This is a genomic window from Bordetella saccharivorans, assembly GCF_045862855.1.
Lineage (GTDB): Bacteria > Pseudomonadota > Gammaproteobacteria > Burkholderiales > Burkholderiaceae_B > Bordetella_A > Bordetella_A petrii_F.
The window spans coordinates 4,936,617-4,959,939 of sequence record NZ_BAAFZO010000001.1; the positions used below are offsets into that span (position 1 = coordinate 4,936,617).

Below are 23,323 nucleotides of genomic sequence, written 5' to 3' on the forward strand. Positions count from 1 at the left end.
AGGCGGATGGGCGGCCAGGCCGTGCATCCACCGGACGGTACCCTTGCCGGTTACTCTTCATTGAACCAGTGGGCCCGGGCGCGCATGATCAGCTCGCTGGCTTGCTGTTCGTCGAGATCGGCGATTTCGGCCAATTCGTCGGTGGCCAGCTCGGCCAGATCGTCGCGCGTCAGCACTTGCCGTTCGGCCAGCTTGGCGGCCAATTCCGGCGTCATGCCTTCGAGTTCGAGCAGGTCCTGGGCCGTTTCAAGGCGCTCTTCCTGGGCGATGGCCTCGGTCAGGAGCGCATTGCGGGCGCGGGCGCGCAGCTCGTTGATGGTGTCTTCGTCAAACGCCTCGATTTCCAGCAGCTCCTGCATGGGCACGTAGGCGATTTCCTCGATACCGGTAAACCCTTCGTCGATGAGGATGTCGGCGACTTCTTCATCGACGTCGAGCTTGTTCATGAACGTGGCGCGCAGCCCGGCGCGCTCGGTTTCCTGGCGGCTCAGGCTTTCTTCCGGCGTCATGATGTTGATCTGCCAGCCGGTGAGCTCGGACGCCAGGCGCACGTTCTGGCCCTTGGCGCCAATGGCCTTGGGCAGGTTTTCCTCGTCGACCACCACGTCCATGGCGTGCTTGTCTTCGTCCACCACGATGGACTCGACATTGGCCGGCGCCAGGGCGCCGATGACGAACTGGGCGGGATCTTCCGACCACAGGACGATGTCGACCTGTTCGCCGCCCAGCTCGTTGCGCACCGCGGTGACGCGCGAGCCGCGCATGCCGACGCAGGTGCCGATGGGGTCGATACGCTTATCGTACGCCACCACGGCGATCTTGGCGCGCACGCCCGGATCGCGCGCGGCGGCCTTGATCTCGAGCAGCCCCTGCTCGATCTCGGGGACTTCGTTCTCGAACAGCTGGCGGATGAACTCCGGCGAGGTGCGCGACAGGATGACCTGCTGGCCGCGCGCGGCGTGGTCGACCCGCAGCACGTAGGCGCGCAGGCGGTCGCCGACCCGGAAGTTCTCTTTCGGGATCATCTCGGAGCGCGGCAGGCGGGCTTCGATCTTGCCGGTCTCGACAATGATGTCGCCCTTGTCCATGCGCTTGATGGTGCCCGAGATGATCGTCTCGCCGCGGTCGAGGAAGTCGTTGAGAACCTGCTCGCGCTCGGCGTCGCGGATCTTCTGCAGGATGGCCTGCTTGGCCGCCTGGGCGCCGATGCGGCCGAACTCGACCGGCTCGAGCGGTTCCTCGATGTACTCGCCGACTTCGATATTGGGCACCAGCTCGCGCGCATCGGACAGCATTTCCTGCTTGTCGGGCTCTTGCAGGCCGGCTTCGTCGGGCACCACCAGCCACCGGCGGAAGCCTTCGTGGCTGCCGGTTTCACGGTCGATGGAGACGCGGATCTCGGCGTCTTCCTTGAAACGCTTTTTCATGGCCGAAGCCAGCGCGCTTTCGAGCGCTCCGAAAACCACTTCGCGCGTGACGTTCTTTTCACGCGCCAAGGCATCGACCAACAGAAGAATTTCGCGACTCATCGCTTTTTGCCCTTGAAATCCAGAACGGGATCCAGTTTGGCACGCTCGATGTCGGCGAGCGTGAAGTTCAGCACCTGGATGTCGTCCTTCTTTGCCTCAAATTCGAGACCGAACACGGTCTGGTGCGCATCGGCGGCCGTGCCGCCATCGGCCGCCTGGCCGGCCTCGGGGGCGGTCAGGATGCCGGAAAACACCTTGCGGCCGTCCAGCGGCTGGCGCAGTTTGATCTCGACGCGCTCGCCCGCGAAGCGGCGCAGCTCGGCCTCGGTGCGCAACGGGCGATCGACGCCCGGCGAGCCGACTTCCAGCCGCTTGTAGTCGATGTTCTCGACTTCGTAGACGCGCGACAACTGGCGGGAGACCTGTTCGCAATCTTCGATGCGCACGCCGCCCGCCTTGTCGATGGTGACACGCAAAAGACCGAGCGCAGCACGTTCGACGTCGACCAGTTCGACGTCCATGCCAGCCAGTGCCTCTTGGGTCAATGCGTATAAATCAGCCATACACTCAAAAAAAATGGGCTGCATGCCCAGCCCACCGTATCGCCCGGCGCCCGGATCGGGTTCCTGCGAAGCGCCAAGCTTCGCGGCGGGATGCCCCGCCAGGAAACCCAATACCGGGCCCGAGCCCAAATATTGCGACCTTGTTTTCCGCCCCGGGCCCAATCCGGCGACCGCGCTTCGGGTCGGACCGGATACCGCCGGGCGCGGCATCCGGCGCGCAACCAAAGCGTGCGCGCCATGAAAACCAACAATTTTACCAGATAACCGGGAAAATTACCTGATGCGTCGCGGGTTTACGGCAAGGGCGCCATGCCGGCGCGGGCATGGCGCGGCGGCGCCGGATCAGCGGCCGCCCCGCCCTCGTCCGCCGCCCAGGAATCCGAGCCGGGATTCATGCGCCGAAGCGCTCTTGGGCTGCCAGTCGTCGCCACGGCCGCCGCCGCGCTGCGAGCGGGATTTGCCGGACGACGCCTTGCCCGCCCGCGCAGCCTGGTTGCCGCGCGCCGGCCCCTGGCCGCCGGGCTTGGCCCGGCCGCCCTTGCGGGGGCCCGCCGGCGCGGCCGCGACGTCGGCCGGACTGGCCGCCGCGGCGCCAGCCGGGGCACTCTTGCCACGGCGCGGCTTGCCGCTCTTGGCGGCCTTGCCGCCAGCCGCCGCCTTGCCGCCGGCCGGCTTCGGCTTGCCGCCAGCCGCCTTGCCGCCGCCCTTGCCGGCCTTGCGGCCGGAATCCTTGCCCAGGGGGTGGCCGTTGGCGTATCCCCCCGTGAACATCAGGCCGGTGCCGAACGGATCGGAAGGACACGCCGCCACCTGCCCCGCGCTGCCCTGCCGGCCACCCTGCAGCTTGCCGCGCCGGCCGATGCGCGCGCCGTTCATGCCGTTGCGCTCCATGGTGCCGAAACCGGGGGGCAGCGCGCTGTCGTGCGAACGCGGCTGGCGGGCGTGGCGCCCGTCCTCGTCGGCGTCGTCGTCGCGCAACAGGCCGAGCTGGACCATCAGCGCCGTCACCAGCGACGGCTCGAGCTCCTCCCAGCGGCCGCGCCGCAAGGTGCGAGGCAGGACGATATCGCCGAAACGCGTGCGGATCAGGCGGCTGACCGTGACACCCACCGCCTCGAACATGCGGCGCACCTCGCGGTTGCGTCCTTCTTGCAGGGTCACGCGGTACCAGCGGTTGCTGCCGTCGCCGCCCAGGTAGTCGAGCGCGCCGAAGGCGGCCTGGCCGTCTTCCAGCTCGATGCCCTCGACCAGCGACTTGCGCGCCGCCTCGTCCATTTCGCCCAGCACCCGCACCGCATATTCGCGTTCGGTGCCATAGCGCGGATGCATGATGCGGTTCGCCATGTCGCCCGACGTGGTGAAGATCAGCAGGCCTTCGGTATTCAGGTCCAGGCGCCCCACCGACAGCCACTTGCCGGTCCGCAGCTTCGGCAGGCGGGCGAACACGCTGGCCCGGCCGCCCGGATCGTCATGGCTGACGATTTCGCCGGCTGGCTTGTGATACAGGATGACGCGCGGCGGTTTCTTGGCATTCGGCCGGGCGATCGGCTTGCCGTTGACGCGCACCTGGTCCGACGGCGACACGCGCTGTCCGATATGCGCCGGTTCGCCATTGACCGACACCCGCCCCGCGGTGATGAGTTCTTCCATTTCGCGGCGCGAGCCGATGCCGGCATCCGCCAGCACTTTGTGCAGCTTGGGCATGGCCGCATCGCTGTTGAGGTATTTGCCCAGCCGCTGCTCGAGGCGGGCGGACTGGTCCAGGTAGGCCAGCGCCTGCTCGGCCTCGCGCTCGGCGGCGCGGGGATCCGCCTCGGGAGCCGGCGCGGCCGGTTCGGCCCGGGGTTCGCCCTGGCCCTGGCCAGCCGCCGCGGCATCGCCGCGGCGGCGCCGGAACGGCGTGCGCAGCTTGCGGCCGCGACCGCGATTGCCCGCCGCGGCGTCGCCGCCCTCACCCGCCGCGCCATCGGCCGGCGCGGGTTCGGCCACCGCCGGCGCCGCCGTGGCGCCCAGTTCTGAAACAGGGAAATCGTCTTGTTGCATCGTATTGGTTGTATTCGTTGTATTGGTTGTCACGGAGACAGCTCCAGATTTCAAGCTTGGGCGAGCCCGCCGCGGGCCGGCTCGTCTTCGTCGGGGGTCGGCGGCGCTTCAGGCGCATGATCGGGCGCGGGCGGCTCGACGTCGGGCCCGGGTTCCTGTGGTTCCACTTCGGGTTCGGGCGGCTGCGGCTCGACCTCGGGTTCGGGCGGTTGCGGCTGGACATCCGGCTCGGCAGGCTGCGGCTCGACTTCCGGCTCGGGAGCATGCGGCTCGACTTCGGGCGGGGCCGCAGGCGGTTCGATTTCCGGCGACGACGGGGGAGTGATCTCGGGGCCCGGCGCCACGGGTTCGGCCTCGGGGGGCGTTTGCCCAGGCGCGACGGTATCGGGCGCCGGCGGCGCGACTTCGGGCTCGCGCGGAACGGCATTGTCCGCCTCGGCCCCGGCGGCGGCCGCCACGGCGACCCCTGCGCCTTGCACGGCGGCCTCGCTCTCGCCTTCCGTCCCGCCCTCCGCGGCAACTTCCTCGTCTTGCACGCCGCCGGCCTCGGCCGGCGCGTCAGGCTCGAGAGTGACTTCCGAACCGCCCAGGTCCAGCCCCTGCAGGGCGGCGGCCGCCTGGGCCGTATCCAGCGGCGGCAGCTCGTCCAGGGCGTGCAGCCCGAGGTCGTCCAGGAACTGGCGGGTGGTGCCGAAGAGGGCCGGACGCCCCGGGGCGTCGCGATGGCCGATGACCTCGATCCAGCCCCGGTCTTCGAGTGTCTTGACGATCTGCGACGAGACGGTCACGCCGCGGATGTCTTCGATGTCGCCGCGCGTCACCGGCTGGCGCCAGGCCACGATGGCCAGCGTTTCCATCACGGCGCGCGAGTATTTGGGCGGCTTCTCGGGGTTGAGCCGCTCGAGGTAGCGCTGCATCTGCGGCCGGCTCTGGAAGCGCCACCCGGTGGCCAGCTGGGCCAGTTCCAGGCCGCGCTCCGTCCATTGGGCCTGCAGCCCCTCCAGCAGCGTGCGCAGCCTGGCGCTATCGAACTCCGGATCCTCGCCGAACAGCTTGCGCATGTCGGCTATTTGCATCGGCTGGCTCGCGCACAGCAGCGCAGCCTCCAGCACGCATGTTGCCTCGCTATCGTTCATCGATATTCTGTCTGTAAAAATGGGCTAATTTGCGCTAACTGTAAAAAAAGGCTATGATCTTTCTTCTCAGACGCGGGGTGGAGCAGTCTGGCAGCTCGTCGGGCTCATAACCCGAAGGTCGTAGGTTCAAATCCTGCCCCCGCAACCAGTTTTCTTGAAAGCCCGGCGCATCGCCGGGCTTTTTTGTTGGGCGCCGTCGCGTACGACACGGCCGGCACCCGCAGCACGGCCGCCGGCGGCAGACGCGACCCCGCCCTGCCCCGCGATGCGGAGGCTGGTCGAAATGGCGCAGACTTGCGTAATGTTCACGACGTTCCTGTAGACACGGCCTGTGCGCAGATGCGCCGCAACGCCGGCGCCTCGGACCCGCACAATGCCGCGCGTATCAGTGCGCAGCGCCGCCACGGCGGCATTTGCTGAAAAAATGAACCTGAATCGCCTGGCGCCAGGAAACTGGACGGTGACGCAGGATACCCCTTGCCCCGAGGCAGCCACCGTGCCGGATCAGGTGCGGCTCGATGAACGAACCCTGCTGACCATGCGGCGGCGCCGAGCCGGCGATTCTTAGACGTATGGGACGACCATGCTGCCTGCGTGAGCGACCGGCGTATGTGCGGCCTGCCAACCTACCTGGCAACCACCACGCGGAACCCTGGGCCCGCGGTAGCGGCACCGGTTGTCGTGGAGCCCGCGACGGCGATATCCGCTGCGGCGTTGCCTGCGACCCCGAACCTGCGACATGGCCATTGCCATGGGTTTCGCGGTTGCCCATGCGGGCAGTACCGGCCGGGACGATGTTGGTCTTCACGAAGACAGTGTGTTCATTATACCTGCAATACCTGGCCGCACAAAGCATGACGGCCGCTCGTGCCGTCATGTACGCGCATCCCACGGAGCATCGCCGAAGCGCTCGGCGAGGAAATCGAGCATGGCCCGCAGGATCAGCGGCATCTGGCGCCGCGAAGCATAGACGCCATAAATGCCGAGCTCCTCGGGCGGAGTGCCCGTCAATAGCGGGACCAGGCGACCGGCGGCGATCTCGGGCCCAGCCAGGTAAGTGGGCAGCATGGCGATGCCACTGCCTCGCACCGCCGTGCGGGCCAGCAGCAACGCGTCGTTGGCGGTGATGCCGCCGCTGACCGGCACGTCGATCCATTCGGCGTCGCGGCGGAAGCGCCATAGGCTCTTGCCAAAATGCGTATGCGTCAGGCAATTGTGCTTGGCCAGGTCCTCCGGCCGCCCCGGCGTGCCGTGCGCCTGCAGGTACGCCGGGGCCGCGCACACGACCGAGCGGCACGGCGCCAGCTTGCGGGCAATCAGGTTGGGATCGAGCTCGTTGGTGATGCGCACCGCGAGGTCAATGCCGTCCTCGACCAGGTTGACGATGCGGTCGACCAACTGCAGGTCGATCGATGCCCCCGGATAGCGGGCGACAAAATCGGCCACCGCGCCAGCCAGTTGCGCGGCGCCGAACGACAGGCTGACGCTGATGCGCAATTGGCCGCGCGGTTCGGTATCGGGCGCGGCCACGGCTTCGTGCATGTCGCCCATCAAATCCAGCATGCGGCGACAGCGCGGCAGCGTCTCGGCGCCGGCCGGCGTGAGGCTGAGCCGGCGGGTCGTGCGGTGCAGCAGGCGCGCGCCCACCCAGGCCTCGAGCTCGGCCAGGTAGCGCGACACCATGGCGCGGGACATGTCCAACCGCTGCGCCGCCGCCGACAGGCTGCCCCGGTCGACGACTTCGACGAACACCTGCATGGCTTTCAGGCGGTCCATGATTGTCTCGTTCTCTGCACCAGTGCCTGTTTATACCGTATTCCCCGAGCCTGCGGCACGGCTCGCCGACACTCAGGCGGGCTGGCCCAGCGCCTGGCGCACCGCCCCGGCGACGGCATCGGGATCCAGCTCGCGCAGAATGAACACCAGGCGCGTCTGCGGCTGGCCGTCCGGCCAGGCGTCGAGCGGCTCGAGGGGGTACAGGTCGCGGTGCACCGCGTGCGCGACGCTGGGCCCGCCTTCGTCCTGCAAGCGCACCAGCCCTTTCATGCGCAGCAGGCCGCGGTGATGCACCTCCAGCACGCGCGCCATGCCGGTCAGGAAGGCGGCGCGGCTGACCGGCCCGGGCAGCGTCAGCACCGTATGACGCACCTGCGGATGGCGCCCCGCGGCCGCGGACGCGAAGGCGCCCAGCCAGCGACCCAGCGCCCCCGGCTCGCGCCGGGCCGGCGCCAAGCCGAACAGCCGGCGGTCCGGCTCGACGCCAGGCCACACTACACATTGCGCCGCCGCCGGATTGACCTGGGCCACCGCCTGCCGGGCGGCGGCCAACTCGCCCGGGCCCGCCAGGTCGGCCTTGGCGCAAGCCACGACATCGGCCAGCGCCACCTGCTGGAGCGCCTCCGGCTGGTCCAGCAGTTGCCGTCGGATGTGCCGGACGTCGATGACAGTCAGCGTGCCGCCATAGATATAACGCTCGGCCAGGAAGCGCTCGTGACGCAGGGAGAACAGGATCGCCGCCGGCGCGGCCAGCCCTGTGGTCTCGATCAAGACACGGCGGAATGGCTTGATCTGGCGCCGCAGCGACAGCATGAACAGGTCCCGCAAGGTATCGACCAGGCCGCCATTGACGGTGCAGCAGATGCAGCCGCCCTCGATCACGGCTACGCGGCCGTCGGCATGGCGCACCAGGTGATGATCCACCCCCACCTCGCCAAGTTCATTGACGATCACGGCAGCATCGGCATAGGCTGGATCCCGCACCAGGCGGTTCAGCAACGTGGTCTTGCCGCTACCGAGGAACCCGGTCAGCACGGTGACGGCAATACGCGGATCCACGGCCGGGCCCGCCGATTGCTTGGCCGGAGCATCTTCTTTCAAGGAGTCAGTATGGCGCTGCATCATGCCCGCTCGGGTGAATTGATCGACATCCGGCCGCTGGGGCCGGCCCTGAAGCACGCGCGCTCGCAGGCGCTGGTGCGGGCGGACCAGATGGAAATACTACGCCTGGTGCTCCCTGCGGGCCACGTGCTGCCCACCCACGACATCGACACCAGCGCAGTCGCCCTGCAATGCCTGGAAGGCATTGCCGAACTCGAGGCGCACCACACGACGCAGGTCCTGCGGGCCGGCACGCTGGTGTACCTGGCGCCAGGCGTGCCGCGCCGCCTCACGGCGCTGGAAGACTGTGCGCTGCTGGTCACTCTGTTCCTGGACCGGTCGTAGGTGACGCGCACCCGGCGCGGCATGGCCGCCCAATGGACGCCAATGCGCGCGAGCGTCGGCCAGAATGCCAAAAGGGCCGTTCACTTGCGTGAACGGCCCTGCATACTTTGGCTCCCCGAGCTGGGCTCGAACCAGCGACCTGCGGATTAACAGTCCGTCGCTCTACCGACTGAGCTATCGGGGAACTGCTAAAGAAGCGAGATTATGACGCATCTTTTTTCTTGATGCAAGTGGTGCCGATGCCATCGTGCAGCAATCGACTTCAACAACTGGCCATGCGTGGCATGGCAAACTCTGATATGATCTCGGTCTTTCGAGGCGGCGCGCCATGGGGCGCGGCAACTTGGAAAGCGGCGCACAGCGCGCCTGTGCCAGGCCGGCATAGCTCAGTTGGTAGAGCAGCGCATTCGTAATGCGAAGGTCGTAGGTTCGACTCCTATTGCCGGCACCAGTTTCAAGCAAAAAGGGCAGCCCACGTGGGCTGCCCTTTTTGCTGCGCGCGCCCTATTCGGCGTCGGGCTGCTTTTCCGGCGCGGCCAGGTCGAAGGCCGGCAGCTCGCGGCAGGCGGCGTCGATGCGCGTGATGGTGGTCAGCGCGGACAGGTCGCAGTCGAAGCGGCGCGCGTTGTAGACCTGCGGCACCAGGCAGAGGTCGGCCAGGGTCGGCGTATCGCCGTGGCAAAAACGGCCAGTGGACGAGGAATGCGCCAGCATGGCCTCGACCGACTCCAGGCCCAGCTTGACCCAGTGCCGGTACCAGTCGTTCTTGGCTTCTTCGCTGACCTGCAGGTCGCGCTTCAGGTACTTGAGCACGCGCAGGTTGTTCAGCGGATGCGTGTCGCAGGCGATGGTCTGCGCGATGGCGCGCACCCGCGCACGGCCGACGGGGTCGGCCGGCAGCAGCGCGGGCTGTGGATGGGTTTCGTCGAGGTATTCCATGATGGCCAGCGACTGCCCGATGACGGCGTCGCCGTCGACCAGGGTGGGCACCAGGGCGCTGGGGTTGAGCGCCCGGTACGACTCGGCCAGTTGCTGCCCGCCGTCTTTCAGCAGATGCACGCCCAGGTATTCGTAAGACAGGCCTTTCAGGTTCAGCGCGATGCGCACACGGAAGGCGGCCGAACTGCGAAAGTAGCTGTACAACTGCATGGGGTCTCCTTGGACGGACGTAGGGGCCGGGATGGCTCAGGACGAAGCGGGTGCGTCGGGCGCCGCCTTGCGCGACAGCCCCTTGGGCAGCGGAAAGGCGACGTTCTCTTCGAGGCCGGGCATGGTGCGCACCGAGACCGCGCCGAGCTCTTTCAGGCGCTGCACCACCTGCTGGACCAGGATCTCGGGCGCCGAGGCGCCGGCGGTGATGCCGATGCGCTGCTTGCCCCGCAGCCAAGCCGGGTCGATGGCGTGCGCGCCGTCCACCAGGTGCGCGTCGGTGCCGATGCGTTCGGCCACTTCGCGCAGGCGGTTCGAGTTGGAACTGTTGGGGCTGCCCACCACCAGCACCAGGTCGCAATCGGGCGCCAGCAGCTTGACCGCGTCCTGGCGGTTCTGCGTGGCATAGCAGATGTCGCTTTTCTTGGGTTCGACGATGTCGGGAAAGCGGGCCCGCAGCGCGGCCGACACGGCCGCCGCGTCATCGACCGACAGCGTGGTCTGGGTGACGAAGGCCAGGTTGGAGGGGTCCGTCACCTGGAGATTGGCGACATCGGTGGCGGTCTCGACCAGGTACATGCCGCCCTGGGCCTGGCCCAGGGTGCCTTCGACCTCGGGGTGGCCCTTGTGGCCGATCATGATGATCTCGCGGCCGGCGGCGCGCATGCGCGCGACCTCGATGTGGACCTTGGTAACCAGCGGGCACGTGGCGTCGAATACCCGCAGGCCGCGCGCCTCGGCTTCCTGGCGCACGGCCTTGGATACGCCGTGGGCCGAGAACACCACGATGGCGCCGGGGGGCGCCTGGTCGAGCTCGTCGATGAAGACGGCGCCCTTGGCGCGCAGGTCTTCGACGACGTAGCGGTTGTGGACGATTTCGTGGCGCACGTAGATGGGCGCGCCATGCAGTTCGAGCGCGCGCTCGACGATGTCGATGGCGCGGTCGACGCCGGCACAGAAGCCGCGCGGCTGGGCCAGCACGACCTCGGCGTCGGCGGCGGTGACGTGGTCGGCCATTAGAGGACCCCCAGGATATCGACATCGACCCGCAGCGCGGTGCCCGCCAGCGGATGGTTGAAATCGAACAGCGCCCAGTCGGGCGTGATCTGCTTGAGCACGCCGGAATAGCGCCCCCCGTTGGGCGCGCTGAACTCGACCAGGTCGCCGGGCTCGAAGGCGGCGTCGGCGCCGGCGTGCTCGGCCAGCATGGCGCGGGTGATTTTCTGGATGAGGTCGGGGTTGCGGTCGCCGTAGGCCTGCGCCGGCTCGAGCGTGATGCTGAAGCGCTCGCCCTCGACGTGACCGAGCAGCGCGTCTTCGAGGCCCGGCGCCCACTGGCCGCTGCCCATTTGCAGCGTGGCGGGACGCCCGTCGAAGGTATCGGCGAACACCGAACCCTGCCCGGGCCCGGAGGCCAGCACGATGCGGTAATGCAGGGTCAGATAGGAGTCGGAACGGACGATGGGGGTCGCCTGGTCGGCGGCGGTGCTGCTCAAGGTGGTCACCGTGGAAAATGAATCGGTAAACCTGGATTTTAGAACGTCTTGGCGCGACGGGCCGGCGCCCGCCCCCGGCCGCGGCATGGCGTAGTTCGACGGCCGGACAAAATCGTTCACTGGCGGCCCGTCGGCGCCCGGGCCCTGGCATCTTGGCGGCTGGTCCGCTTCCCCCGCCCCGCCATGAGCCTGCCCCACGACCTGCCCGAACACGAACGCCCGCGCGAGCGCCTGCTGCGCCATGGCCCCGCCTCGCTGCGCGACGCCGAATTGCTGGCGCTGGCCTTGCGCACCGGCACGCGCGGCCGCACCGCCATCGACATGGGGGCCATGCTGATGCACCGCTACGGCGGCCTGCGCGGCCTGTTCGCCGCCACGCCCCAGGAGCTCATGTCGCTGCCCGGCCTGGGCACGGCCAAGGCTGGCTCGCTGGCGGCCGTGCTGGAACTGGCGCGCCGTGCCACCGAGGAACGCCTGATGCGCACGCCGGCGCTGGCCGAGCCCGGCGCCGTCAAGCTCTACTTCAAGACCGCGCTGACGCACCGCACGGTGGAACACTGCCTGGCGCTGTACCTGGACAACCGGCTCAACCTGATCGCCAGCGGCGAACTGGCGCGCGGCACGCTGGCACAGGCGCCGGTCTATCCGCGCGAGGTGGTGCGCGAGGCGCTGCGCCACCACGCGGCCGCCCTGATCCTGGCGCACAACCACCCGTCCGGCACCGCGCAGCCCAGCCAGGCCGATCGCGAACTCAACACCCGCCTGAAGCAGGCGCTGGCGCTGGTCGACGTACGGCTGGTGGACCACCTGATCGTGGCCGCCGACTCGGTCGTGTCCATGGCGGAACTGGGCCAGCTGTAGCACCGCGCGCGCCGGCATTAGGGCCGGGCTGCGCGGGCCAGCTCGCCGCCGACGAAATCAAGGAACGCGGCGGCCATGGGCGGCAAGCCGTGGCCTTGAAGCGTCAAGATCTGGATGGTGCGCTGGTGCATTTCGGGGTTCGAGAAGGGCACGGCCGCCAGGCGCCTGGCATGCGGTTGGCCGCGTACCACCAGGTACCCGGACAGGGCCACGATGAGGTTGCCCGGCAGCAGCGGCAGGAAGGCCGCCGAGTAGTTCGACACATAGGCCGGCTCGAGGTGCAGACCGGCATTCGCACAGCAGGTGTCGAACAATTGCCGCACGGTCGTCTCGCTGTCGCCCAGCGCCAGCGGATACTCAAGCAATTGGCGTACGTCGACCGACTTGCGGCTTGCCAGCGGATGCTTGCGGCACATGATGGCGTACACCGGCGCGGCGCATAATGCGTAGGTCTCCAGCCGGGGATCGGCGGCCACGCTGTAGCGGATGCCGATGTGCGACAGGCCTTCGGCCACCCGCCGGCCGACCTCCTGGCCATGGCCCACGTGCATGTGGAACCGCACGTCGACATGCTGGCGCTTGAAGCGGGCCATCGCCTGGGACAGGAACTGCTGGGCGAACCCTTCGGTGCTGGCAATGTGCACCGTCACATCGCCCAGCGCACTGTGCTGGCGTATCGAACTGAGCACCCGCTCCGCCTCCAGGGCGCTCGCGCTGGCATAGGCCGACAACCTGCGCCCGGCGTCGCTGAGCCGCATGCCACGCGGCAGCCGCTCGAACAAGGGCACCCCTACCATCGCCTCCAGCTTGCCAATCTGCCGGCTGATGGCCGATGGCGCCACATGCAGGCGCTGCGCCGCCCGCGCAATGGACCCGCTGCGCACGACCTCCAGGAAATGCCGCATCGCGGTCGAGATCATCGGTGTCGCTCCTTGTTGAATTGCCATAAAAGCAATGATTATGTGCAAAAGTTCTAATTGTGGCATTCATACCTCTGTAATAAGTTTGGCGTTTTCAACCCGACGCGCCTTCCGCCGGCGCCGCTCCCAGTGACCCGCTCCGAAGCCATCTCGTCCGCCATCCAGCAATTCGACGACGGCCGTTTTCTTGCCACGCTCGCTCGCCGGATCGCGTACCGGACTGAAAGCGAGGAACCCGCCCAGGCGGCCGCGCAGCACGCCTACCTGCGCGAAGAACTGGCCCCGCTGTTACGGCGGCTGGACTTCGCGCCGACCATCCACCCCAACCCTGCCGGCGTCGACCTGCCGCTGCTGGTGGCCCAACGCATCGAAGACCCGGACCTGCCCACGGTGCTGATGTATGGGCACGCCGACGTGGTGCTCGGCAACGCCGCCAGATGGAGTGCCGGACGCGATCCCTGGCGCCTGCAGGTCGAGGGGGATCGCTGGTACGGACGGGGCACGGCCGACAACAAAGGCCAGCACTCCATCAACCTGGCCGCGCTAGAATCGGTCATGGCCGCGCGCGGAGGCCGGCTGGGCTTTAATGCCAAGCTGCTGGTCGAAACCGGCGAAGAGGCCGGCTCGCCAGGCTTGGCCGCCTTCTGCGCCAGCCAGCGCGCGGCCCTGGCGGCCGACCTGTTCCTGGCCAGCGACGGCCCGCGCCTGGCGGCCGGACGGCCGACACTGTTCATGGGTTCGCGCGGGGCCGTGAATTTCGAGCTGTCAGTGCATCTGCGCGAGCGCGCCTACCATTCGGGCAATTGGGGTGGCCTGCTCGCCAACCCGGCGATCCTGCTGGCGCATGCGCTCGCCTCGCTGGTGGATGCGCGCGGCCGCATTGCGGTAGACGCCCTGCGGCCTCCGGCGATGCCGCCGCAGATCCGCCAGGCGCTGGCCGGCCTGCCGGTGGGCGGCGGCGTCGACGACCCTGACGTCGACCAGGATTGGGGCGAGCCAGGGCTGTGCCCAGCCGAGCAGGTCTTTGGCTGGAACAGTCTTGATGTACTGACCCTGTCGGCGGGCGACTCCGCCAAGCCGGTCAATGCCATCCAGCCGCGGGCCAGCGCCTGGTGCCAGTTGCGTTTCGTGGTGGGTACGGACTGGCGCGGCCTGCAACAGCATGTGCGCGACCATCTTGACCGCCACGGCTTCCCGATGGTGCAGGTGCGCCTGGGCGCGCAGGCTGCGGCGACCCGGCTCCTGCCCGACCATCCCTGGGTGCAGTGGGCGGCGCAGTCGCTGCGCCAGACTACCGGCCGCGACGCCGTGCTGCTGCCCAACCTGGGGGGCTCGCTGCCGAACGACATCTTCGCCGACCAGCTCGGGCTGCCCACCGTGTGGGTGCCGCATTCCTATCCGGCCTGCGCCCAGCACGCGCCCGACGAACACCTGCTGGGCAGCGTCGCCCGCGAAGGCCTGGCCGTCATGGCGGGCCTGTACTGGGACCTCGGCGAAGCCGGCCTGCGGCCCGCGCTGCGGCGCTGAGCCGGTCGCGGCGCGCGGCAACTCGGACCAAACCAAGACAGAGGGGAATACACATGAAGCGCATCCTGGGCCTGGCCATCATGGCCTGCTTCCTGGCCGGCACCGCGCCGGCGACGGCGGCGTATCCGTCCAAGCCGGTCAAGATCGTGGTGCCATTCACACCCGGCGGCGCCACTGACGCCGTCGCGCGCCAGCTGGCCAGGAAGCTGGCAGCGCGGCTGGACCAGCCATTCATCGTGGAGAACCGTCCGGGCGCCTCGACCATCATCGGCGCGCAGGCCGTGGCCGAGGCCGCGCCCGACGGCTACACCCTGATGCTGTCCGGATCAACCACCTATACAGTATTGCCGGCGTTGAAGAAAAACCTGCCGTACTCGCCCCTGGCCAGCTTTGCGCCGATCGCGATCGTAGCCCTGGCCCCGGTGGTGCTGCTCGCCAAGAACGACCTGCCGGCCGGCAATGCTGCCGAACTGGCGGCCCTGGCGCGGCAACGATCAGACCAGGCGGGACTGATGTACGGCACCTTCGGCGCGGGCTCCGCCCCGCACCTGGCCGGCGAGATGTTCGCGCAGGCCGCCGGGGCCACCCTGTCGCCGGTGCCCTACAAGGGCAGCGCGCAACTCGTCACGGCGCTGATCGGCGGCGAAATCGACCTGGGCGTCGACACGGTCTCGTCGGCCGCGCCGCATGTCAAGGCCGGCAAGGTCCGCGCCATCGCTGTCACCGGCAGCCAGCGCGCCGGGCAATTACCGCATGTCCCCACCTTCGCCGAGGCCGGCATGCCGTCTGTCTCGTTGATGGGATGGTACGGCCTCGCGGCGCCGGCCGGCACGCCCGCCCCGGTGCTGTCTACCCTGGAACAGGCGGTTGCCGCTATCATGCAGGATGCCGAGATCGACACGGCTTTCTCCGCCATGGCGCTGGAGCCCGTAGCATGGGGGCCGGCGGCGTTCCGACGACAAATCGGGCAAGAGCTGCAGGTCTTCGGCGACATCGGCGCGCGCGCCGCGATTTCCCTTGACTGAACCGGGCCCTCCGCCATTTCCGCATCCATGAAACGCCTCTGGGATATTTCGCCGCCGGTATCGGCCGGCTCGCCGGTATTTCCGGGCGACACCCCATACCGGCAACAATGGAAGTGGTCGCTGACGCCGGACTGCCCGGTCAACGTCAGCGAGATCACGCTGTCGCCGCACACCGGTGCGCATGCCGACGCGCCACTGCATTATCGCAACGGTGCACCGGCCATCGGCGCGCTGCCGCTCGAGCCGTTCCTGGGGCCGTGCCGGGTAATCCATGCCCTGGACTGCGGCCCCCTGATCCTGCCCGAACACCTGCGGCACGCGGCCGACGGCCTGCCGCCGCGCGTGCTGGTGCGCACCGCCAAGCACGCCGCGCTGGACTGGTGGACCGACGATTTCACGGCCTACGCGCCGCATACCATCGAATGGCTGGCCGAGCGCGGCGTCATGCTGATCGGGCTGGACACGCCCAGCATCGACCCCGCCAGCAGCAAGACCCTGGACAGCCATCACGTCATCTTGCGGCGCGACATCCGCGTGCTGGAAAACCTGCTGCTCGACGACGTCGCGGAAGGCGACTACGAACTTATCGCCCTGCCGCTGGCGCTGGCCCAGGCTGACGCCAGCCCGGTGCGCGCGGTATTGCGCGAACTGGGCTGACCCGCCCTGCCGGGCCGCGCGCCCGGCGGCGGCATCATCCCGAGACCGCCATGAATACACCCGAACGACCCGAAGACATCGTCCGCACCGAAAACGCGCAACTGGACTACGCGCAGGACATGACCTATGGCGACTACCTGCACCTGGACGAGCTGCTGGGCGCGCAGCATCCGCTGTCGCCGGAGCACAACGAGATGCTGTTCATCGTGCAGCACCAGACTTCCGAGCTGTGGATGAAGCTGATGCTGCACGAATTGCGCGCCGCGATCGCCTGCGTGGCCGCCGACCGCCTGCCGCCGGCCTTCAAGATGCTGGCGCGCGTCAGCAAGATCATGGAACAGCTCGTGCACGCCTGGGACGTGCTGGCCACCATGACGCCGCCCGAGTATTCCGCCCTGCGCCCGTACCTGGCGCGGTCCAGCGGCTTCCAGAGCTACCAGTACCGCCAGATCGAGTTCCTGCTGGGCAACAAGAATGCCGCCATGCTCAAGCCGCACGCCCACCGGGCCGACCTGCTGGCGCAGGTGCAGGCAGCCTACCAGGCGCCCTCGCTGTACGATGAATCGCTGCGGCTGCTGGCCCGCAACGGGCTGGCGGTGCCGGCCAGCCACACCGAGCGCGACTGGACCCGGCCCTACCAGGCCGACCCCGCAGTCGAGGCCGCCTGGCTGGAGGTCTACCGGCAGCCCGAAAAATACTGGGACCTGTACCAGCTGGGCGAGAAGCTCACCGACCTGGAGGACGCTTTCCGCCTGTGGCGCTTCCGCCATGTCACCACGGTGGAGCGCGTCATCGGCTTCAAGCGCGGCACCGGCGGCACGTCGGGCGTGGCTTATCTGCGCAAGATGCTGGACGTGGTGTTGTTCCCGGAAATCTGGGCCTTGCGCACCGACCTGTGAACCATGCTAGAATGTGTGGTTACTTCCTGGATACGTGGCTGACGTGACCGCAACCCTGGCGAGCCCTGGCGTTGTGTGACCGCTTGGCTGGCGACCCGCAAACCCCCGGCCCAGCACCGGAAGAACTGGAATAGATCATGAAAGAAGGCATTCACCCCGAATACCGTGAAGTGGTGTTCATGGACGTGCAAACGGGCGGCAAGTTCGTGACCCGCTCGACCATCCACACCCGCGAAACCATCGAGCTCGACGGCAAGACGTACCCGCTCTTCAAGTGCGACGTCACGTCCGAGTCGCATCCCTTCTATACCGGCGCCCAGACCCGCATCGTCGAGACCGGCCGCGTCGAGAAATTCCGCGCCCGCTTCGCCCGCACCACCGGCGCGGTCAAGTCGGCGTCGTAAACTTGCTGCTCCAGCGGCGCAGTCAGAAAAGCAGCCTCCGGGCTGCTTTTTTTTCCGCGCCGCACCGATCCATCCCCATTTCAATGGCGACGCGGCCCGAGCCGCCCGGTTACGTTACATTAGCCCAGTGTCTCCCATTACGCGTTCGACCCCGGCCCGGCTGACCATTCCGGCCACCGCCAAGCTGCCCCGGCTGGTGCTGCTCGGCCTGTCGCTGGCCTATATCGTGGCCGGCCTGTTCATGCGCGACCCCTGGAAGACCGACGACGCGGTGGGGCTGGCAACAATGATCACCGCGGTGCGCGAAGGCGGCCTCACCTGGCTGCTGCCGCAAGTGGGGCAACTGGCCTACGCCGAGGAAGGCCCGCTCATCACCTGGGCCGGCGCGATCTGCATCTGGCTGTTCGGCCCGCTGATCGGCGACATCCCGGCCGGCCGCCTGCCCAACCTGTTGTGGTTCGGCATCACCACGGTCAGCGTCTGGTACGGCACTTATCTGCTCGGGCGGCGCGCCGAAGCGCAGCCGCTGGCGCTGCCGTTCGGCGGCGAGCCTTCCGCGCGCGACTACGGCCGCATGCTGGCCGATGCGGCGCTGCTGCTGTTGCTGGCCACCGTGGGCATCCTGCAGCGCACGCACGAATCATCCGTGGTGCCGGCCATCATGGCGGCCCAGGCCCTGGCGTTCTACTCGCTGGCACGCACCCTGGATCGCCCGGCCACCGGCGCCGCCACGCTGGGCGTGGCGCTGGCGGCCAGCTTCCTGATCCGCGGCTGGCTGGGCGCCCTGCCGGTCATGGCGGCGGCGCTGCTGGCGTTCCACCCGCGCAGCGCGCTATGGGCGCGGCGCCAGTGGCTGCCGCTGGCAGCCGCCATCGCCGCCGCGCTGATCCTGGCCTGGTGGATTCCCGCCACGCAAGGCAGCGAATACTGGATCCGCAGTTGGAAGATCTGGAACCTGACCTTGTTCGACTGGCCCAGCCTGTCGGATACCGGCCGCACCTTGCGCGACCTGCCCTGGTACCTGTGGCCGACCTGGCCGCTGGCGGTGCTGGCGGTGTGGCGCTGGCGCGACTGGCTGTACGCGCCGCATATCTGGCTGCCGCTGGTCGCCGTGGCCTGCGCGGGGCTGGAACTGTTCTTCCTGGAAGAGCCCACCGACTCCGAGTTCATCATGCTGGCCGTGCCCTGCGCGATCCTGGCGGCGTTCTCCCTGCCGACGCTGCGGCGCGGCGTGGTCAACACGCTGGACTGGTTCGCGGTGATGTGCTTTTCGCTGACCGTCGCCACCGCCTGGCTCGGCTGGATCGCGCTGCATTTCGGCTGGCCGGCGCAGATCGCGCGCAACATCGCGCGCCAGACCACCGGCTATGAGCCGGTCATTTCGTGGCTGGCCTTCGCCCTGGCGCTGGTGGTCACCGCGGCCTGGGTGCGGCTGGTGGTATGGCGCCTGCGCTCGCACCCCGCCGCCCTGTGGCGCGGCACCGTGCTGTCGGCCAGCGGCCTGACCGCCACGTGGATCCTGCTGGTGCTGCTGTGGCAACCGGCGGTGGACTACGCGCGCAGCTACCGCGACATGTCGGCCGAACTGGCGGCGGCGCTGGCGCAGTATCGCCAGCCCGGCGAGTGCGTGCGCGGCCTGAGCGTGGGCAGCGGCCAGCGCGCTTCGCTGCTGATTTTCGACAACCTGACCCTCAGCTACGATTCGCGCTGCCCGCTGGTGTTGCAGCAGACCACGCGCGAGCGCCTGCGCGATGGCGAAGCGGCCTACAGCGAAGGCGCCGAGGAACTGTGGCGGGGCGGCCGGCGCGCCGACCGGCACGAGATATTCCGCCTGCTGCGCGTCACCCCATCGCGATGAACCCGCCCGCCGCTCCCGCCGGCGGCTTCGGCGCCGCGATGCTCGGCATCGCGCGGCAGGCCTGGCCGGTGCTGATCAGCCAATGGGCCGGCATCGCCTTCGGCGTGCTGGACACCGCGATGAACGGCCACGCCAGCGCCGCCGACCTGGCGGCCATGTCGCTGTCCATGTCGGTGTACATCACCATCTTCGTGGGCCTGATGGGCGTGGTGCACGCGCTCATCCCCATCCTGGCCCAGCACTTCGGCGCCGGCCGCCACCACGAGGTCGGCCGCACCTGGGGCCAAGGAGTATGGCTGGCGCTGGGCCTGGCCGCCGTGGGCGCGGTGCTGATGATGTTTCCCGACACCTGGCTGTCATTGTCGGGCGACGTGGCGCCGGAAGTGCGCGACCGCGTGGCCGGTTATCTGCGCGCCCTGGCGCTGGCCCTGCCGGCGGCGCTGGTGTTCCGCACCATCTATGCCCTGGGCACCGCCCTGTCGCGCCCCAAGATCGTGATGACCATCAACCTGGCGGCCGTGGGGGTAAAGGCGCTGCTGAACTGGGTGCTGATCTACGGCCACCTCGGCCTGCCGGCCATGGGCGCCACCGGCGCCGGCCTGGCCACCGCCATCGTGTCCTGGATCAGCCTGGGGATCGGCCTGCTGGTGATCACCCGCGACCGCTACTTCCACCGCTTCGCGCTGACGCTGGGACGGCCGTCCTGGCCGGCCCAGAAGGAATTGCTGCGGCTGGGCCTGCCGATGGGTGGCTCATATCTGGTGGAAGTGTCGGCCTTCACGTTCATGGCGCTGCTGGTGGCGCGCGAAGGCACGTATGTCAGCGGCGGCCACCAGATCATGTCGAACCTGGCCGCGCTCTGCTACATGATGCCGATGGCGCTGGGCGTGGCCACGGCCGCGCTGACCGCGCAGGCGATCGGCGCCCGCGACCTGGCGCTGGCCCGGCGCACCGGCGCGGCGGGCATGGCGCTGGGCCTGCTCGGCGCCATGCTGACCGCGGCGGTGCTGCTGGCGGGGCGGCCGCTGATCCTGGCGGCCTATACCGACGACGCCCGGGTCGCCGCCGTGGCCGGCGCGCTGTTGACGATGATCCCGCTGTTCCACTTGTGCGACTCGATGCAATGCATCAACTCGTATGTGTTGCGGGCGTACAAGGTCGCCGTGGTGCCGCTCTTGCTGCAGATCGTGGCGCTCGCCGTGGTGGGCCTGCTGGGCGGCTGGTGGCTGGGTTTCGGCCCCGGCCGCGGCGGGCTGGACTGGCTGCGCCTGCTGGTGATTCCGGACTCGCCGGTGGGCGCCGGCACCATGTGGCTCATGGCCATGATGGGCCTGGCGCTATCGGCGCTGCTGCTGCATGCGTGGTACCGGAAGATCGTGCGCGACTACCGGCTGCGCGAGCGCTGAGCGTCGCGCCCCAGCGAGACATCGGCGGGGCGGGCGGTTGCGGCGGCGGACTCGCCCGTGGCCGGCTCGCGTTCTTGCGCCAGGGAACGGGCCTCGCGCTGGCCATCGGCGTCGCGCTGCCCGGCCTGCGCCGGGCCGGTGGCCAGGCCCAGGCACAGCGCCGACGTGGAAAGAAAGGCGGCGATTCGAGCGGGAGTGGTCATGCGGGTACCTCCTGTGAAACCATCCGGACCGGCGGCCCGGGCTTTATTGGAGCACGCGCGCGGCCACAGGTTCCGCGGCAAGGGAAAGTCTTGCCGACATTAACCTCCGGTCATGACTGCGTTGGCGCAAGTATCCATCGATGTAGACATGCTGCCGGCCTGGTCCTAGGCTTCGAAAATCAGCAGCGCCACCGTGGCGAACAGCATGGCCGCGAAGCACGCGCGCAGCTTGCGTTCCGGCAGGCGGTAGGCCAGGCGCACGCCCACCGGCACGAACACGAGGCTGCCGACCGCCAGCGGCAGCCCGACCCACCAGTTGGCCTGTCCGGCCCAGCTGTAGGCCACCAGGGCAATGGTGGAGCCGGGAATGATCATGGTCAGCGCCAGGGCTTGCGCCGAGGTCTGCGGCAGGCGGAACAACGAGGTCAGGATGGGCACCGCCATGACCGCCCCGCCCACGCCGAAGAAGCCGCCCAGCGTGCCGCAGGCCACGCCCAGCAGCGCGGCGCGCGGCCGCGTGAAGGCCGGCGCGGGACGTGCGCGCTCGGGCCGGCCCGGCGCCGCGGCGCGCGGCCGATGCGCGATCTTGTAGACGTAGAAGACCGCCACGAAGAACAGGAACACCGCGAAGCTCAGGCGCAGCGTGCGCGAGGGAATGCCGAGCGCCAGCTGCGCGCCGACCCAGGTGAACGCCACCGCGCCGGCCGCGCCCGCGAGGGCCACCGGCCGGTCGATGCGCGCGTGCTGGTTGTACTTGCGCACGGCCATCATGATGGTGGGCAGCACCATGATCAGCGCCGTGCCCTGCGCCAGTTGCTGCGACATGCCCATCAGCAGCACCAGCGCCGGAATGGCGATCAGCCCGCCGCCGATGCCCAGCACGCCGCCCAGGAAACCGATCAATGCGCCGCACGCCAGGCAGATGCCCACGACTACCCACAGGCTCATGCCCGCGACTCCTCGATGATGAAGGGAAATGGCCGGGACGGCGCGCGCGCTGGCGCGGCGCCGCTCATCGCAATTTGTCCAGCGCGGCGTCCAGGCGCTCGACGGCCCAGATTTCCAGCCCTTCGATAGGCTGGCGCGGGGCATTGGCCTTGGGAATGAGCGCCACGCTGAAACCGAGTTTGGCCGCTTCGCGCAGGCGCTCCTGCCCGCGCGGCGCGGGCCGGATCTCGCCGGCGAGGCCGACTTCGCCGAACGCCACCAGGCCGCGCGGCAGCGGCCGGTCGCGCAGCGACGACATGATGGCCAGCAGGACCGGCAGGTCGGCCGCCGGCTCGGTGATGCGCACGCCGCCCACCGCATTGACGAATACGTCCTGGTCGTAGGTGGATACCCCCGCATGGCGATGCAGCACCGCCAGCAGCATGGCCAGGCGATTGCCCTCCAGGCCGACGGTCAGGCGGCGCGGGTTGGGCGCGTGGGAGCTGTCGACCAGCGCCTGGATCTCGACCAGCAGCGGCCGGGTGCCCTCCTGGGTGGCCATGACGCACGAGCCGGCCACCTGCTGCGCATGCTGCGACAGGAACAGCGCCGAGGGGTTGGCCACGCCGCGCAGGCCGCGGTCGGTCATGGCGAATACGCCCAGTTCGTTGACCGCGCCGAAGCGGTTCTTGAAGGCGCGCACCAGGCGGAACGAGGAATGCGTGTCGCCCTCGAAGTACAGCACGGTGTCGACGATGTGCTCCAGCACGCGCGGGCCGGCCAGCGCGCCGTCCTTGGTGACGTGGCCGATCATCACGATGGCGATGCCCGTCTGCTTGGCCAGGCGCGTCAACTGCGCCGCGCACTCGCGCACCTGCGAAACCGAGCCCGGCGCGGCGGTCAGCTCGCCGCTGTAGAGCGTCTGGATGGAATCGATGACGGCCACCGCGGGCTGCTGTTCGGACACGGCCGCCTGGATCGCTTCGAGGCGGATCTCCGCGAGCAGGTTGACATCCCCGGTGGGCAGCCCCAGCCGCTTGGCGCGCAGCGCCACCTGTTCGGCGGACTCTTCGCCGGTGACATACAGCACGCGCGCGCTGGCCGACAGGGACGCGAGCGCCTGCAGCAGCAGGGTCGACTTGCCGATGCCCGGATCGCCGCCGATGAGCACCACGGCGCCGGCCACCAGGCCGCCGCCCAGCACGCGGTCGAATTCGTCCAGGCCGGTGGGCTGGCGCGGCGTCTCGCGCGCCTCGATGTCGGCCAGGCTGCGCACCGGGCTGGACGCGGCCAGTGGCGCATAGCGATGCGCGGCGGCGGCCGGGCCGCCCGCCTCGACGGTTTCTTCCAGGGTGTTCCAGGCGTTGCAATGGGGGCATTTGCCCTGCCATTTGGGGCTGGTGCCGCCGCATTCGGCGCAGACGTAGACAGTTCGGGGCTTGGCCATGGCGCAAGTTTACCGGCAATGCGGTGGCGGCCGCGGCGGCCGCGCGCCGGCATGGCGCGGATACGATTTCTTGCAAAAACCATGGCCGCCGTCCAACCCCGCCGGGCAGCC

General features: G+C 69.0%; 22 protein-coding genes and 3 tRNA genes. 11 read left to right on the forward strand and 14 right to left on the reverse strand.

Annotated features, from left to right (window positions below; translation table 11 throughout):
* Nucleotides 1–50: 50 nt before the first annotated feature.
* The 4 genes from nusA to scpB all read right to left on the reverse strand — a co-directional run bounded on the left by nusA (nucleotide 51) and on the right by scpB (nucleotide 5,211).
* Nucleotides 51–1,529 (reverse strand): transcription termination factor NusA, encoded by a 1,479-nt coding sequence (gene nusA / locus ACKTT0_RS23640; protein ID WP_407852164.1) that lies wholly within the window; start codon nucleotides 1,527–1,529, stop codon nucleotides 51–53.
* Nucleotides 1,526–2,032, reverse strand: coding sequence for a ribosome maturation factor RimP (gene rimP, locus ACKTT0_RS23645; RefSeq protein ID WP_407852493.1), 507 nt, complete (start codon nucleotides 2,030–2,032; stop codon nucleotides 1,526–1,528). The genes nusA and rimP overlap by 4 nt, the downstream gene beginning before the upstream one ends.
* 342 nt (nucleotides 2,033–2,374) lie before the next feature.
* Nucleotides 2,375–4,075 carry a 23S rRNA pseudouridine(2605) synthase RluB gene (rluB, locus tag ACKTT0_RS23650; RefSeq protein WP_407852165.1) on the reverse strand — a complete coding sequence of 567 codons (1,701 nt, stop codon included), beginning with the start codon at nucleotides 4,073–4,075 and terminating at the stop codon, nucleotides 2,375–2,377.
* A 50-nt stretch (nucleotides 4,076–4,125) separates the two neighbouring features.
* Nucleotides 4,126–5,211 (reverse strand): SMC-Scp complex subunit ScpB, encoded by a 1,086-nt coding sequence (scpB, locus tag ACKTT0_RS23655; RefSeq protein ID WP_407852166.1) that lies wholly within the window; start codon nucleotides 5,209–5,211, stop codon nucleotides 4,126–4,128.
* A 71-nt stretch (nucleotides 5,212–5,282) separates the two neighbouring features.
* Here scpB and ACKTT0_RS23660 point away from each other — a divergent pair.
* Nucleotides 5,283–5,359: transfer RNA gene (locus ACKTT0_RS23660), tRNA-Met, on the forward strand.
* 725 nt (nucleotides 5,360–6,084) lie between these two features.
* On the opposite strand, the gene ACKTT0_RS23665 is transcribed toward ACKTT0_RS23660, so the two are convergent.
* Together ACKTT0_RS23665 and ACKTT0_RS23670 are read right to left on the reverse strand one after the other, a co-directional pair.
* Nucleotides 6,085–6,987, reverse strand: coding sequence for a LysR family transcriptional regulator (locus ACKTT0_RS23665; protein WP_407852167.1), 903 nt, complete (start codon nucleotides 6,985–6,987; stop codon nucleotides 6,085–6,087).
* 72 nt (nucleotides 6,988–7,059) lie between these two features.
* Nucleotides 7,060–8,046, reverse strand: a complete 987-nt coding sequence (locus tag ACKTT0_RS23670) for a CobW family GTP-binding protein (protein ID WP_407852168.1) — start codon at nucleotides 8,044–8,046, stop codon at nucleotides 7,060–7,062.
* Between the two features lie 51 nt (nucleotides 8,047–8,097).
* Here ACKTT0_RS23670 and ACKTT0_RS23675 point away from each other — a divergent pair, with 51 nt between their 5' ends.
* Nucleotides 8,098–8,433: a cupin domain-containing protein gene (locus ACKTT0_RS23675; RefSeq protein ID WP_094807027.1), complete on the forward strand. Its 336-nt coding sequence runs from the start codon at nucleotides 8,098–8,100 to the stop codon at nucleotides 8,431–8,433.
* Nucleotides 8,434–8,541: 108 nt separating this feature from the next.
* Here the strand turns inward: ACKTT0_RS23675 and ACKTT0_RS23680 are convergent.
* A tRNA-Asn gene (locus ACKTT0_RS23680) sits at nucleotides 8,542–8,617 on the reverse strand.
* Between the two features lie 191 nt (nucleotides 8,618–8,808).
* Between ACKTT0_RS23680 and ACKTT0_RS23685 the strand changes: the two genes are divergently transcribed.
* A tRNA-Thr gene (locus ACKTT0_RS23685) sits at nucleotides 8,809–8,884 on the forward strand.
* Nucleotides 8,885–8,937: 53 nt separating this feature from the next.
* On the opposite strand, the gene maiA is transcribed toward ACKTT0_RS23685, so the two are convergent.
* Genes maiA through ACKTT0_RS23700 form a run of 3 tightly spaced genes read right to left on the reverse strand, consistent with a single transcriptional unit; the run spans nucleotide 8,938 to nucleotide 11,045 of the window.
* A complete protein-coding gene (gene maiA, locus ACKTT0_RS23690) occupies nucleotides 8,938–9,582 on the reverse strand; it encodes a maleylacetoacetate isomerase (RefSeq protein WP_407852169.1) in 645 nt (214 codons plus the stop codon).
* 36 nt (nucleotides 9,583–9,618) lie between these two features.
* Nucleotides 9,619–10,599, reverse strand: coding sequence for a 4-hydroxy-3-methylbut-2-enyl diphosphate reductase (gene ispH / locus ACKTT0_RS23695; RefSeq protein ID WP_407852170.1), 981 nt, complete (start codon nucleotides 10,597–10,599; stop codon nucleotides 9,619–9,621).
* Nucleotides 10,599–11,045, reverse strand: a complete 447-nt coding sequence (locus ACKTT0_RS23700) for an FKBP-type peptidyl-prolyl cis-trans isomerase (protein WP_407852494.1) — start codon at nucleotides 11,043–11,045, stop codon at nucleotides 10,599–10,601. Before ACKTT0_RS23700 ends, ispH begins: the two co-directional genes overlap by 1 nt.
* Before the next feature lie 216 nt (nucleotides 11,046–11,261).
* Between ACKTT0_RS23700 and radC the strand changes: the two genes are divergently transcribed.
* Nucleotides 11,262–11,939, forward strand: a complete 678-nt coding sequence (gene radC / locus ACKTT0_RS23705; protein ID WP_407852171.1) for a RadC family protein — start codon at nucleotides 11,262–11,264, stop codon at nucleotides 11,937–11,939.
* A 17-nt stretch (nucleotides 11,940–11,956) separates the two neighbouring features.
* Here radC and ACKTT0_RS23710 read toward each other — a convergent pair whose 3' ends face one another.
* The gene (locus tag ACKTT0_RS23710; RefSeq protein ID WP_407852172.1) at nucleotides 11,957–12,859 is read right to left on the reverse strand and encodes a LysR family transcriptional regulator; all 903 of its coding nucleotides are present in this window, start codon (nucleotides 12,857–12,859) and stop codon (nucleotides 11,957–11,959) included.
* A gap of 129 nt (nucleotides 12,860–12,988) precedes the next feature.
* Here ACKTT0_RS23710 and ACKTT0_RS23715 point away from each other — a divergent pair, with 129 nt between their 5' ends.
* From ACKTT0_RS23715 to ACKTT0_RS23745, 7 genes are all read left to right on the forward strand, one after another.
* Nucleotides 12,989–14,386 carry a M20 family metallopeptidase gene (locus ACKTT0_RS23715; RefSeq protein WP_407852173.1) on the forward strand — a complete coding sequence of 466 codons (1,398 nt, stop codon included), beginning with the start codon at nucleotides 12,989–12,991 and terminating at the stop codon, nucleotides 14,384–14,386.
* A gap of 53 nt (nucleotides 14,387–14,439) precedes the next feature.
* Nucleotides 14,440–15,411, forward strand: coding sequence for a Bug family tripartite tricarboxylate transporter substrate binding protein (locus tag ACKTT0_RS23720; RefSeq protein WP_407852174.1), 972 nt, complete (start codon nucleotides 14,440–14,442; stop codon nucleotides 15,409–15,411).
* A 27-nt stretch (nucleotides 15,412–15,438) separates the two neighbouring features.
* Nucleotides 15,439–16,068 carry an arylformamidase gene (kynB, locus tag ACKTT0_RS23725; RefSeq protein WP_407852175.1) on the forward strand — a complete coding sequence of 210 codons (630 nt, stop codon included), beginning with the start codon at nucleotides 15,439–15,441 and terminating at the stop codon, nucleotides 16,066–16,068.
* Nucleotides 16,069–16,118: 50 nt separating this feature from the next.
* Nucleotides 16,119–16,967 (forward strand): tryptophan 2,3-dioxygenase, encoded by an 849-nt coding sequence (kynA, locus tag ACKTT0_RS23730; RefSeq protein ID WP_407852176.1) that lies wholly within the window; start codon nucleotides 16,119–16,121, stop codon nucleotides 16,965–16,967.
* A gap of 137 nt (nucleotides 16,968–17,104) precedes the next feature.
* A complete protein-coding gene (locus ACKTT0_RS23735; protein WP_028353971.1) occupies nucleotides 17,105–17,371 on the forward strand; it encodes a type B 50S ribosomal protein L31 in 267 nt (88 codons plus the stop codon).
* A 127-nt stretch (nucleotides 17,372–17,498) separates the two neighbouring features.
* Nucleotides 17,499–19,229 carry an ArnT family glycosyltransferase gene (locus ACKTT0_RS23740; protein WP_407852177.1) on the forward strand — a complete coding sequence of 577 codons (1,731 nt, stop codon included), beginning with the start codon at nucleotides 17,499–17,501 and terminating at the stop codon, nucleotides 19,227–19,229.
* Nucleotides 19,226–20,635, forward strand: a complete 1,410-nt coding sequence (locus ACKTT0_RS23745; protein WP_407852178.1) for an MATE family efflux transporter — start codon at nucleotides 19,226–19,228, stop codon at nucleotides 20,633–20,635. The genes ACKTT0_RS23740 and ACKTT0_RS23745 overlap by 4 nt, the downstream gene beginning before the upstream one ends.
* Here the strand turns inward: ACKTT0_RS23745 and ACKTT0_RS23750 are convergent.
* The 3 genes from ACKTT0_RS23750 to radA form a co-directional block, all read right to left on the reverse strand.
* Nucleotides 20,614–20,838, reverse strand: a complete 225-nt coding sequence (locus tag ACKTT0_RS23750) for a hypothetical protein (protein WP_407852179.1) — start codon at nucleotides 20,836–20,838, stop codon at nucleotides 20,614–20,616. The genes ACKTT0_RS23745 and ACKTT0_RS23750 overlap by 22 nt on opposite strands.
* A gap of 165 nt (nucleotides 20,839–21,003) precedes the next feature.
* On the reverse strand, nucleotides 21,004–21,786 hold the full coding sequence (locus ACKTT0_RS23755; RefSeq protein ID WP_407852180.1) for a sulfite exporter TauE/SafE family protein: 783 nt from the start codon (nucleotides 21,784–21,786) through the stop codon (nucleotides 21,004–21,006).
* Between the two features lie 64 nt (nucleotides 21,787–21,850).
* Complete coding sequence (gene radA, locus ACKTT0_RS23760; protein ID WP_407852181.1) at nucleotides 21,851–23,212, reverse strand: DNA repair protein RadA; 1,362 nt, start codon at nucleotides 23,210–23,212, stop codon at nucleotides 21,851–21,853.
* Nucleotides 23,213–23,323 lie beyond the last annotated feature (111 nt).